The organism is Halanaerobium saccharolyticum subsp. saccharolyticum DSM 6643, assembly GCF_000350165.1.
Classification (GTDB): domain Bacteria; phylum Bacillota; class Halanaerobiia; order Halanaerobiales; family Halanaerobiaceae; genus Halanaerobium; species Halanaerobium saccharolyticum.
On the sequence record NZ_CAUI01000023.1, the window covers coordinates 186577 to 199729 of the forward strand.

General features: G+C 33.3%; 11 protein-coding genes. 2 read left to right on the forward strand and 9 right to left on the reverse strand.

Annotation, left to right across the window (positions count from 1 at the left end; translation table 11 throughout):
• Window positions 1–41 precede the first annotated feature (41 nt).
• From HSACCH_RS11040 to glgA, 9 genes are all read right to left on the reverse strand, one after another.
• Window positions 42–1244, reverse strand: coding sequence for an SAM-dependent methyltransferase (locus HSACCH_RS11040; RefSeq protein WP_005489881.1), 1203 nt, complete (start codon window positions 1242–1244; stop codon window positions 42–44).
• Between the two features lie 137 nt (window positions 1245–1381).
• Window positions 1382–2131 (reverse strand): patatin-like phospholipase family protein, encoded by a 750-nt coding sequence (locus HSACCH_RS11045; protein WP_005489882.1) that lies wholly within the window; start codon window positions 2129–2131, stop codon window positions 1382–1384.
• A 130-nt stretch (window positions 2132–2261) separates the two neighbouring features.
• Window positions 2262–3032 (reverse strand): ABC transporter ATP-binding protein, encoded by a 771-nt coding sequence (locus HSACCH_RS11050; protein WP_005489884.1) that lies wholly within the window; start codon window positions 3030–3032, stop codon window positions 2262–2264.
• Window positions 3025–3777, reverse strand: a complete 753-nt coding sequence (locus tag HSACCH_RS11055) for an ABC transporter permease (protein ID WP_005489886.1) — start codon at window positions 3775–3777, stop codon at window positions 3025–3027. The genes HSACCH_RS11050 and HSACCH_RS11055 overlap by 8 nt, the downstream gene beginning before the upstream one ends.
• On the reverse strand, window positions 3758–4708 hold the full coding sequence (locus HSACCH_RS11060) for an ABC transporter substrate-binding protein (RefSeq protein WP_005489887.1): 951 nt from the start codon (window positions 4706–4708) through the stop codon (window positions 3758–3760). The genes HSACCH_RS11055 and HSACCH_RS11060 overlap by 20 nt, the downstream gene beginning before the upstream one ends.
• 120 nt (window positions 4709–4828) lie before the next feature.
• On the reverse strand, window positions 4829–5767 hold the full coding sequence (locus HSACCH_RS11065; protein WP_005489888.1) for a SufB/SufD family protein: 939 nt from the start codon (window positions 5765–5767) through the stop codon (window positions 4829–4831).
• Entirely contained in the window at window positions 5767–6516 is a 750-nt protein-coding gene (locus HSACCH_RS11070; protein ID WP_005489889.1) for an ABC transporter ATP-binding protein, read from the reverse strand. The genes HSACCH_RS11065 and HSACCH_RS11070 overlap by 1 nt, the downstream gene beginning before the upstream one ends.
• Before the next feature lie 30 nt (window positions 6517–6546).
• Window positions 6547–7770 carry a hypothetical protein gene (locus HSACCH_RS11075; protein ID WP_005489890.1) on the reverse strand — a complete coding sequence of 408 codons (1224 nt, stop codon included), beginning with the start codon at window positions 7768–7770 and terminating at the stop codon, window positions 6547–6549.
• Between the two features lie 203 nt (window positions 7771–7973).
• Entirely contained in the window at window positions 7974–9704 is a 1731-nt protein-coding gene (glgA, locus tag HSACCH_RS11080; protein WP_005489891.1) for a glycogen synthase GlgA, read from the reverse strand.
• 268 nt (window positions 9705–9972) lie between these two features.
• Between glgA and glgB the strand changes: the two genes are divergently transcribed.
• Both glgB and HSACCH_RS11090 read left to right on the forward strand, forming a co-directional pair.
• Entirely contained in the window at window positions 9973–11886 is a 1914-nt protein-coding gene (glgB, locus tag HSACCH_RS11085; RefSeq protein WP_005489892.1) for a 1,4-alpha-glucan branching protein GlgB, read from the forward strand.
• A gap of 83 nt (window positions 11887–11969) precedes the next feature.
• The gene (locus HSACCH_RS11090; protein ID WP_005489893.1) at window positions 11970–13151 is read left to right on the forward strand and encodes a glucose-1-phosphate adenylyltransferase; all 1182 of its coding nucleotides are present in this window, start codon (window positions 11970–11972) and stop codon (window positions 13149–13151) included.
• Window positions 13152–13153: the final 2 nt, after the last annotated feature.

Here is a 13153-nt window from a genome sequence, read left to right on the forward strand (position 1 = left end):
TAAAAATCGAATCTAAAAATCCAAACAAATTAATATAAACCTCAATTATTTTGATAAATATATTCTCTGGTCAGAGGTAGTTCAGTATTTTTTCCTTTTGAAAAAAGAATTTGATGAACTGAAGTTGAAGCATAGCGAAATGTAAAAACAGCCCCCAATAAAAATGTTCTCCACATTCTATAAAAGTGCTCATCAAATTTATCTTTTACCTCTTGACTTACCTTCTCATAATTATCCAGCCATCTTTCTGCTGTCAGAGAATAGTGGTACCCTATATCTTCGGCATCTAAAAGATGAAAATTATGTTCCGGCAGTTCCCAGACTATTTCTCTAAATGATGGTATATAGCCCCAAGGAAAAATATATTTTTGCAGCCAAGGATGGGTTGGTTGTTCTTTTAAATGAGTAATCGAATGCAGTAGTGATAAACCCCTATTTTTTAATAATTTATCAATGACTTCAAAATAGATTGGAATATTTTCTTTACCTACATGTTCAAACATTCCTACACTTATTATTTTATCGAAATGCTCATTTTCTTCAGCTAAATTTCTATAATCCTGTCTTCTAATTTCAATTTTATCTGCAAGTCCAGATTGAGCAGCGCGTTTTTTAGCTTCTATTTCTTGTTCCTTACTCAAAGTAATTCCCATAACTTCAACATCATATTTTTCTGCTGCTCTTAAAGCAAGTGACCCCCAACCACAACCAATATCAAGCAGTCTTTCCCCTGCTTTTAAATCTAATTTTGCTAAAACATGATCAATTTTCTGTAGCTGTGCTTTTTTTAGTTCATCATCTTCACTTTTAAAATAGGCACAAGAATAAGTCATTGTATCATCCTGCCAGAGTTTAAAAAAATCATTCCCGATGTCATAATGATCTCTAACTCCCTCTTCCTCTTCAGCTGGGGAATCAGACTTTTGAAAATCCAAAACTTTATCGATTTTATGTTTTTCAATTTCCTCTTTAAGCCCAAAAACATTCTGACCAGCTGTCTCAATTAGCTTTTTTATATCTCCCTCAAAATTGACTTTGCCTTCCATATAAGCTTCAGCCATTTTCAGTTGAGGACTTTTTCTAATCTCATTTAAACTTAATTTTTCCAAAAAGATAAGTTTAAAAGCAGTTTTTGATTTTAATTCTGAATTAAAAACCTTAGTTTCTCCATCCCAGTATTCTATTTCAAACTTCTGACCATCAACTCTTTTAAAAACCGCATTCAAAATTTTCTTTGTTAGCATTATTAACCCCCCCACTTTTGATTTAATAATTATTTTTAAATTATAATAATATCTTCAAAAATTAGATGTTAAAATATGCTCTATTAAAAATTAATTATAATGTTTTGCAGTCTTAAATAAATCTTAAATCTTGAAGTTTAAATTTCTATCTCTAAATTTTTACAGTAATTATAACCCAAATCAAAAAGTTCCTGGCTGTATTTAGTGTTTAAAATATTGTATTTTTCAACTCCAGTTGGCTCAATATAAATATCAGCTTTTGCCTTCAATTCTGCAGCATTTACTGCTGTTTTCAGCTGAAAAGTTCGGATAGCAATATCAGTTATATTTTCTAATTTTTCATCAAGATTCACAGGCATAACATTAACAGCTATCAACTTATCACATTTATCGAGTAGAGGATTTACCGGCAAATTTTCAAACAAACCCCCATCAACATATAGCTCTCCATTAATTTCAACAGGAGAAAACAATACTGGAATTGAAGAAGAAGCCTGAATAATTTTTATTAAATCACCCTGATTAAAATATTCCATCTTCGCTTTTTCTATATTTGCTACTCCAACATAGAAAGGAATTTTTAACTCTTCAAAAGTTTTAATCCCAAGTGATTTTGCTAAGTTTTCAGTCATATTTTCTAAAGTAAAAATCCCCTTTTTAGGTAAACTTAGTTTAGCAAAATCGAAAAAATCACTCTCATTAATTAATTCCATTACTTCTGCAGGCTTTTTACCAGCAGCAATAAAAGATCCAACAATCGCACCAGCACTAACCCCAGCTAATATGTCTGGTTCAATCCCCTTTTCTGCTAAAGCTTTGAGCACACCTAAATGAGCAAAACCTTTAACTCCACCCCCGGAAAGTGCAATGCCTATTTTCGAAGTCATATAACCACCCTTTTCTTATTATTACATCAGAAAATAAAATATTTAATTGATTATAATTTTTAATATTTATCAAAAATCTACTCGAGAAAACCCAACTAAAGCTCTTAATTTAGGTGGAGAGGTTCACAAATTAAAATATTTTTTTAATTTCTTCGCCTGCATCTTCTAAATCTGAAACTAAATCACTAAAAATCTCCATAATATTTTCTAATTGCTGATATAATTCAGGATCAGAAATTTTCCTCTTCTCCCTTGGCTGTTTAACCTTAATTTCTTTTATAATACCTGAATTTTCGGCTGCCATAATATATATTCTATCAGCAAGCAAAAGAGCTTCTTCAGGATCATGGGTTATCAAAAATAAAGTGATTTCAGTTTCAGCCTGAATCAAAGTAATTAATTTTCTTAAGTTCATTATAGTTTTCATATCTAAAGACTTAAATGGCTCATCTAAAAATATTAAATCAGGCTTGACTGCAAAGGCTCTGATCAATTCTAATCTCTGCTGCATACCTCCAGATAATTCATGAGGATAAGCTGTCTTAAATTTTTCAAGTCCTGATAATCTAAAAAGTAAATCTCTCAATTTGTTTTCAGACTCTAAGCCATAATTTTTTTGTACAAAAATCAAGTTTTCTTCGGCACTTTTCCAGGGCAAAAGCCTTGGTGATTGAAATACATAAGCAAAACGCGGATTATTATTTTTTATTATATGACCAGAATCTGCCTCCGCTAAGCCAGATGCTATCCTAAAAAGAGTTGTCTTGCCACTACCTGAAGGGCCAAGCAAACAACAAATTTCTCCCTGATTAATTTTAAGATTCAAATCTTTAAGTACATTTAAATCCTGAAATGACTTAGTGATATTTTTTAACTCCAATATTGGCTGATCTTCATTCATTTTTCCACCTACTGACATACTTTTTTAGCTTTTCCAATAAATAATACTCTACAAATAGCATAAATAAAACTAAAATTATAGTCCAGGCAAAAAGTCGATCAGTTGCCATCATCGAATTAGCACGACTAAGCTGATAGCCAATCCCACTTGACGAAGCTATAAATTCTGCAAAAACAGATGATTTCCAGGCAAAGGCAAAAGCTATACTTAAAGCGGAGACTAAAGCTGGTAATAAAGAAGGAAAATAGATTTCTTTTAAAATTCTATATTTAGAAGTAGAATAAGCCTGAGCCATTTCCACTAGTTCAGTATTCATATCTTCTAAGCCCTGAAAAATATTAACAAAAATCACAGGCATTGAAACAATAAATATTAAAAATATTGGTGTTAAATCATCTGCTACTCCAAACCAGACAACAGCCAGAGAAACCCAAACTACCGGTGGAGTAGCCTGGATAATTGTTATTAATGGTCTAAAAGTTTTCTGCAACAATTTAAAACGATTTAAAAATAATGCCAAAATAATTCCTGCAATTACAGCCAGTCCATAAGCAATTACGGTGCGCTTTAAAGTGATAAAAAAACTTTCAACTAAAATACCTGACAATGCTATTTCTTTAAGGGCCAGATAACTTTCTCCAATTGAGGGAAGGATGAGGCTGTTTAAACCGGCCGCACTCCTTTCCCAAATTAGAAAAATCACCACTAATAAAACCCAAAATGGTTTAATAATAAAATTCTTCATCTGGTAAACTTCCGCCTAATAATTCTGGATACATCTTTAGCATTTCTCCAAAATAAAGCTCAGTTAACTTTCTGCTTTCAGCGTCTGGATAAATATTTAAATTAACTCTATTCATAGACTGTTTAAGAACCGGGGCTGGCATCTCAAAATGTTTTGATGCAAGTTCAGCAGCCGCCTCAGGATTATTATTAACCCAGTCAACCCCCTGTTTATAATAGGCATTGATAATGTCCGTAAATTGAGGATTTTTTTCACTAAACTCTCCATTGACAAAAAGAGCAACAAATGGAATTCGATTATCTCCATGAATCTTAGCCCACTCTTCCTGCAGATCCATCGATAATACTGCATTTTCTCCCTTAGCAAGACTCACTGTTACTAATGGCTCTGGCAAAATAACAGCATCAAGTTCTTCTGCCATAAATAACTGAGCTCCTCCTGGTAAAGCCCTATAAACTAGGTTTAAATCTTTTTCAGGATCAAGACCATTTTTCTCAGCTAAATAACGAGCTAAAAAGTCAAGTGGACCTCCTTGAAGTGGAATTGCTAAATCTCGACCCTTTAGATCATTCCAATTTTCTGCTTTAAACCCATTTGTTAGCAGGTAATCAATTCCCCAGATATTTACATTAAGCATTTTAAGATTTACACCACGGTTATAAGCATTAGCTCCAACATTACTGCCTGTTATTAAAAAATCAATATCATTTTGGGCCAGCAGCGAAATCCCTCTTTGATGATCAGAAGATAAATTAATATTAAGTTCTAATGCAGCTGGCAGCTCAATCTTTTCCTGCATCCATAAAAAGGGCAGAGCCCCAGGTACTGTTGGCGTCTGCACGTTAATCTCTTTTGCAGCGGCTGGTAAAACTGCTAAAACTATTAAACTTACTATTAAAATTAATGTTAAAAATTTCTTTTTCTTTAACATAAATTATTCCTCCCTTTCTGTACAAACACCGTGAAACTGGCGATTTTTATATTTTTTTGTCTAAAATATCCCATCTTAAACCAATTAAGACATAAATTGGAGGTTCACGGTTCTTGTACCTTAATCATTTAATAAACCCTGGATAATTACCTCTGAAGCCTCTTCTTCATCAAGTCCACGAGCCATTAATGTCTGCAGTTGAGTACTGTCAACACTACCAATTGCTGCTTCATGTGTTACTTTAGCTCCAGGGTGACGAACATCTACAATCGGAACTGCTCTTGCTATAGCCTGGTCTTTTATAATTTCTGTACAATCAACATGACCCATCGCATCTGCGGCATCTGCTGTCAGTTCATTATAAATTTCTGCCTCTGCTTGATCTTTTAAAGCTATTTTCGAATCTAATATTCCCCGAGCAGATTCTCCATTTAAATGTGCTGCCTCTCTAATTTTTACTAGATCATCTTTTTGACCACTTATTCGGGCCAGCATTTCTACAGTTGCATGTTCAGCAATTTCTGCCTCATAATCAAAATCAATTTTACCAACTCGACCTTTGAGTAGATCAAATTTTGTAACCAACTTCCCGTGAGCTTCAACATTAATATCTGATTTAGCAATTACTTCTACCCCACCATTTTCACCGTGAAAATGGTGCTCTTTATAAATATAGCTACCGCCTTCTCCAATATTAATAATTGCATCCATGATATGTTGAACTTTAACAGCATTCGGAAAAACACAGTCAGCTACAACTTCTACATGAGCATCTTTTTGAATATCAACATTCATATCTATTATCTGTTTACCTTCCTTAGGCAAAACTCCAAAACACATATGGACTGGATTTTTAATTTCATAGCCTTCTCTTACAGTAACTTTTACTTTTACTTTATTAGCCTCAACTTTATCAGCTTCAACTTCTAGTCCTTCAACAGCATGCATTCCAAGAATCTTATCTCTCTCCAAAACAACATGTGCTACCTCACTGTCTGAAAAAATATCATCTCCACCGGCCTCTTTATAAGCATCAACCATCATTTTATAATCATTCATTAACTAGCCACCTCCGTATCGCATTCTTCTTCCTTAGCACAAGGGTAACAGAAAGATTTAAAGTATTCACTAATATCTGATGGATTACCCTGGCGAATAATTTCTCCCTCACAAATTAAAGCTGCTCGATCAGCATATTTAAGCATTTCTTCTGAATGAGTAATCAGTAAGATTCCACTACCTGAATCTTTAAAATGATTTATCATATCAGCTATATTATTTAAGGCAACTACATCTACACCAGAATCCGGCTCATCTAATATTATTAATTCTGGGTGCATTAAAATTAAAGATGCCAGTTCAATTCTCTTTCTTTCTCCTCCACTTAAACTCTTATCTACAAAACGATTAAGATACTGATAAGGGTTAATCGCTACTTTATTTAAAGCATCTCTTAATTTTTCTTCTGTAACTTCTTCACCTTTACTTTTTAACCCCAGAGCTAGAAATTCTCTAACTGTTACTCCTTGATAACGAGCAGGCTCCTGCCAGGCTAAAGTTATTCCTTTTTTTGCTCTTTCGTTAATCTTTAAATCATTAAATTTTTCACCCTTAAAAATCATTTCCCCTTTTTGAGGATGATAATTATTAATTCCCATCAAAGTATAAGCTAGAGTTGATTTACCACAACCATTTGGTCCAATTAGTGCAAATACTTCTCCTTTTTCTAAAGAAAATTCTATTCCATTTAATATTTCTGCATCCTCAATTTTTAAATGCAGGTCCTTAACTTCTAATAATTTAGACATTATATTTCCTCCTGTAAATTTTAATTTTATTTACTCCATACCAAGAAATTCGTTAATCTTATCTGCATGATAACCTGGAACAATCAAATGATGATTTCCAATACTATCATTTAAAAAATAGTCTGAGCTCTGTGGTAAAGATATTTTAAGTTGAGTTCTACATGCATTAGCAGAATCTAAATTCTCTATAATTTCTCCTTCTGCTACAAAATACTGTTCTAAACCGGCCCCACCAATTTTAAAAATAGTGACTGGCCCCTTTTCTAATATTCCCTGGATTCCAACTCCTATACCTGTTTCATAATGAGAACGTATAATATATTCTTCACTAATGTCAGTTGCAACAGTGCAGTGGGCAAATAAGATTTCATCATTTTTCTTATCTATTGCAGCTGGATTAGCCATAAAAGGCATAACTCCTGTTAATTGATAAGCCAAAAACATCGTAAAAGCTGCTGGAAGATCTCCTTCACACCCAGCTACTAGACCCTCATTATTGAGAAGAGATAATGCAAGACAACCTGTAGTATCAAGCTTCTTTACAATGTCAAAACAGCGAATAGTAATCACATCTAAATCATTTTTTGTAATTACCTCTTTTAAAGCTAGATAAATTTTTGAAGCTTCTACTAAATCAGCTTCATTACTTTCTACAATTTTTGCAGCATTTTCCAAAAAATCAGCTGCAATTCTCTTTGCTTTCGCAGAATCCACATTTTCTAGAGCTTGATAAAGTTGTTCAAGCTCTATATCTACAAATTCACTTCCCCAGTGATGAGCTGCATGCTCATAATCAACCTGGCTGCCAATTAACCAATCAGAAGGTTTACCAATAATTCCAAAACGGGCGTCTGCTATCTCATCTCGCACTTTTTTATATGCTGCCAATTCTTCAATTTCTATTATCAAATCTTCCATTTCACCGTGCAGTATTTTTCCAGAAATATCTTCAGCATTTAAAAAACTTAGAATTTCTAAAGCAGCTGGTAAAGAATTATGCAGTTCTGTTGCCAGCAAATAAACAGGTTGAGGCAGATATTCTACATTTTCAGCAAAAATATCTTCTGAGCCCCCAGATTTAATGAAATTAATTGTCATGTCATACTCACTAAAATCTGTAAACGGAATCTCATCAGCTGAAATTTGCTCTAGTTCAAATTTTTGTTCTAAAATTTTAATTTTTGGTTTTAAAGTTTTATTAATTCTTTGTTCATTATGTGTTTCAGACAAAATTGAAACCAATGCTATTTTCATTATATAACCTCCATATTATATCACAATCTACTTTGCTTATTTCTAACTATATTTTCTCTATATCTATTATATTTAATCTATTACTTATTAGCAAACAAAAGTGTAATTTTTCTTTTTTGTGATAATTTTATCAATCAAAACAAGTAAAAGACCGTCGATTAAGACGGCCTAATCACTTATTGAAATTTAAAATAAATTAACTTTTAAAGAGTTAGCATCTTTGATATTTTTTGATATTTTTTCTTGCCAATTCCTTTAACCTTAGTTAAATCTGATTTTTTAGTAAAATCACCATTTTGATCTCTATAATCTATTATTCTTTCGGCATAAGCATTACCAATCCCTGGTAATTCAGACAGTTCTGAAGTTGAAGCCTGATTAATATTTATCTTATCAGCTGCCACAGCTGTCTCATCCTTTGTTTCAGGTTGATAAATTTTTATCTGAACTTCTGATTCATCACCTTGCTGCAGAAGTTTCTGTTCTGGACTTCCAGTTAATTCGTGATAAAGCTCAGAATATTTTTTAGCCGAGTTGTGCCAGCTGTAATCAAGATTCATTACTCGATTTACAATCTTATTCCAGATACCCTTTTTATAATAGAAAGAAACAGCTCTCTCAATTGTATGCAGCATATCATGCGCATTATAATTACTGAAGCTAAATCCAGTCCCTTCACCGGTTTCTTCATTATAAGCAACTACAGTATCATTTAAACCACCAGTTTCTCTAACAACTGGAATTGTACCATACCGAAAACTGATTAGCTGACTTAAACCACATGGTTCAAAACGGGAAGGCATTAAGAACATATCACTTCCTGCATAAATTTGATCTGCTAATTGAGCATCATATTTAATATTTACCGAAAGACTATCTGGATATTCATGCTGTTTAGCCTTTAAAAATTCTTCATATTCCCTTTGGCCCGTACCTAAAATTAAAAACTGTGCTCCTGTAGCCATAATATCATCAAAAACTGCTTTAACAAGATCCAACCCTTTCTGTTCAACCATTCTAGAAATAAAACCAATCAATGGTTTATCAGCATCAACTTCTAAACCTAGTTTTTGCTGAATGTGAACTTTATTTGCAATTTTTTTATCAATTTCACCCTTTGAAAAACTTACTGGGAGATTTTCATTTGTCTCTGGATCAAACTTTTCATAGCTGATACCATTTAAAATACCGCTTAAATCATCAGCTCTTAATCTTAGAGCATAGTCTAAACCTTCTCCAAAATATGAAGTCTGAATTTCATTTGCATAACTTTCACTAACTGTTGTCACATGATCAGCATACATTATTCCAGATTTCATATAATTAAGTAATCCATTATGTCTAATATTTCCACTTTCCCAATGATGTGGAGCTACACCTAAAACATCACCTGCTGCATGTCCTGCAAATTGTCCCTGATAGCGAAGGTTATGAATAGTAAATACAGTTTTAATATCTTGATAATAACTCTGCTGACGATAACGATCTGCAAAAAGCAGGGGTAGTGGACCTGTCTGCCAATCATTTGCGTGAATAACATCTGGCTTAAAACCAATAACAGGCAGCATATCTAATACAGCCTGAGAAAAGAACGCAAACTGTTCATGTTTATCTTCATTTTCATAAATTGAATCACGATCAAAATAATGTTTATTATCTATAAAATAAACTGTAACTCCGTCTTCTTCTAATTTGTTTACTCCTAAATATGTATCTCTCCAAGCTAACTTTGTCCTAAAATGACAGACTGATTCCATTCTTTGCTGATATTTTTCCGGAATCTGTTTGTATTGTGGAATCACTAACCTTACATCATGACCCTCTTCGATTAGTGCTTGTGGTAAAGAGCCTGCAACATCAGCTAAGCCCCCAGTTTTAATAAATGGGTCCGCCTCAGAAGCTACAAATAAAATTTTCTTTTTTTCTTTTTTCATGGAGCCACCTCCTAAAATGTACGTTTAAACTCTATCTTATGTCTACTAATTTACAAAATCAACTAAATTCTTATAACTTATAAGTTTAGTTTATTAAAAGTAGAGTCTAATGTCAACTAATTCTAATTTTCTGATTTAAATCTCTTAAAAACTAATAGCATGATTAATTAAAGGAAAATTAATATAAATAGAGAATAAATAAAATACAACAGCAAAATTTAAGATTTTTTAAAATATATTTTTATATTAAGATTTAGGGGGGAGTTTAATGCCAAAAAATAATTATCCTGATGACTATGATCGCTATCTTTTTCATCAAGGAAGACATTACGAAAGCTATAATTTTCTAGGAGCACATTTAACTACAGAAAAAGGTAAAAAAGGAGTGCGTTTTACACTTTGGGCTCCAAATGCTGAAGAAATAAGTGTTATTGGTGATTTTAATGACTGGAATAAAAATCAACATCCAATGCAGAAAATTAAAGACTCCGGAATCTGGACTGCGTTTATTGAAGGCGCAGAAAATAAGATGCACTATAAATATTGGATTAGAGGCTACAGGGGTGTAATTAGAGTTAAAGCAGATCCCTATGCCCGCAGACAGGAAAAGGCCCCAAAAACTGCTTCGCAAATTTATAAAACAGAAAAATATGATTGGAATGATAAAAAATGGCTTAAAAAAAGAAAGAATTCTAATCATCTTAGAGAGCCATTAAGCTTTTATGAAATGCATCTTGGTTCTTGGAAACAAGATGATGGAGAATTGATGAATTACAGAGAAATCGCTGATGAACTTGTCCCTTATATTAATAAGATGGGTTTTACTCATGTTGAACTAATGCCCTTAACTGAATACCCATTTCCTGGTTCATGGGGTTATCAGACTACAGGCTTTTTTGCCTTAACCTCTAGATATGGTACTCCCGAGGATTTTATGTATTTTGTAGATAAACTCCATCAAAATGATATTGGAGTAATTATGGACTGGGTACCAAGTCATTTTTGCAAGGACGACCACGGGCTAAGAATGTTTGACGGCTCACATTTATATGAAAGTTCTGATCCCAGACGAGCAGAAAATATTCAGTGGGATACATTAAATTTTGATTTTGCTCAGAATGAAGTCTGGAGTTTTTTAATTTCTAGTGCAAATTACTGGCTCGAAAAATTTCATATTGATGGTTTAAGGGTAGATGCCGTCAGCAATATGCTTTATCTAAATTATGAAAAAGAAGATGGGCAGTGGGCAGCAAATGAATATGGTGGTTTTGAGAATTTAGAAGCAATAGAATTTATTAAAGAATTAAATACTGAAATGTTTGAGCGCTATCCAGGACTTCTAATGATTGCAGAAGAATCTAGTGCCTGGCCCTTGGTTACAGCACCTGTTCATGAAGGTGGTTTAGGTTTTAATTTCAAATGGAATATGGGCTGGATGAATGATACTCTAGATTATATGGAAAGCGATCCTGTTTATAGAAAATGGGAACACAATAAACTCACATTTTCCAGTATGTACAGCCAGAGTGAAAATTATGTGCTGCCATTATCACATGACGAAGTTGTACACGGTAAAAAATCACTTGTTGATAAAATGCCCGGAGATTACTGGCGCAAATTTGCTAATTTAAGACTTCTTTTCACTTATATGTATGCCCACCCCGGCAAAAAACTGATCTTTATGGGGGGCGAATTCGGCCAGTTTATTGAATGGAATTATAAGCAAAGTTTAGATTGGCTCTTACTTGATTATGATAAACATAAGCTAACTCAAGATTTCATGCAGGAATTAAATCAAGTCTATCTAAAAGAAAAGGCTCTTTGGGAACTGGATCATGAGGATCAGGGCTTCCGCTGGATCGAGGCAGATGATAATGAGCAAAGTGTTATTAGTTTCATTAGAAGTTCTGAAAATGGAAGTCAGCGATTAGTAATTCTCTTAAACTTTACACCTATTCCTAGAGATGATTATCGAATTGGAGTTCCAGGGCCTGGTGTCTATGAACTTCTGTTAAATAGTGATCAAAAAGTATTTGGTGGCTCAAATTATGAAACTGCAGCTAGAGTTAAGGCAGAAGAAAAAGCTTACCATGGTTTTGATTATTCTATAAGTATTAATATACCACCACTTGCCGGTATCTATTTAAAATATAAGCCAGCAAAAAGTAATAAAAAAAAGTAGAAAATGAATAAGCAATGTAAAATTCAGATTTAAATGATGATATATCTCAACATCACTAAAAATATTATATGGGAGGTAAGAAGATGCCTAGAGAAGAAATGCTAGCCATGTTGCTTGCTGGAGGTAAGGGGACAAGGTTGGGAGTTTTAACTAAAAATATTGCTAAACCTGCTGTTCCTTTTGGAGCAGAATATAGACTAATTGATTTTCCACTCAGCAACTGTACAAATTCAGGCATTAATACTGTAGGAGTTTTAACTCAGTATAAACCACTAATTTTAAATAGTTATATTGGCAGCGGCAGCTCCTGGGATCTTGATCGTCATAATGGAGGTGTAACAGTACTTCCTCCTTATGTTAAAGAAGGTGGTGGTTCCTGGTATAAAGGTACTGCAGATGCAATTTATCAAAATATAGAGTTTATAGATATTTATGACCCAGAATATGTACTGGTTTTATCCGGTGACCATATTTATAAAATGGATTATGCTGAAATGCTAAACTATCACAAAGAAAAAAAGGCAGATATTACAATTGGAGTACTGGAAGTCCCCTGGGAAGAAACACATCGTTTTGGGATTATGAACACTAATCCAGAGCAAAAAATAATCGAATTCCAAGAAAAACCTGAGAATGCCAAAAATAATTTAGCTTCAATGGGCATCTATATTTTCAGCTGGGAATATCTAAAAAAATATTTAATCGCAGAAGCAGAAGCAAACAATGATTCTGCTGGAGACTTCGGCCATGATATTATCCCAAAAATGATGGCAGATGAATTATCTTTTTATGCCTACACTTTTAAAGATTACTGGAAGGATGTTGGAACTGTTGAAAGTTATTGGCAGGCCCATATGGATCTGTTAGGCGAAAATCCTGAACTAGATTTACAGGATCGAAACTGGATTATTTACAGTGTAAATCCTAATCGTCCCCCACAGTATCTATCAGAAGATGCAGTAGTGGATAATTCTATGATTAATAAAGGCACACAAATTATGGGTACTGTTAAAAACTCTGTTCTATTCTTCGGAGTTAAAATTGCCAAAGATGCAGTAGTTGAAAACTCAGTCATCTTGCCAAATACTAGGATTAACGTTGGCGCTAAAATAAAAAATTCTATTGTAGGCAGAAATGTAATAATTGAAAAAAATTCTGAAATAGGAATTGAAAATGAAACTGAAGATCTAAAAATCACTGTAATTGGTGATGATGAAGTAATACCAGAAGCTTCAAAAATCAAAGCAGGAATGGTGGTGGGATAATA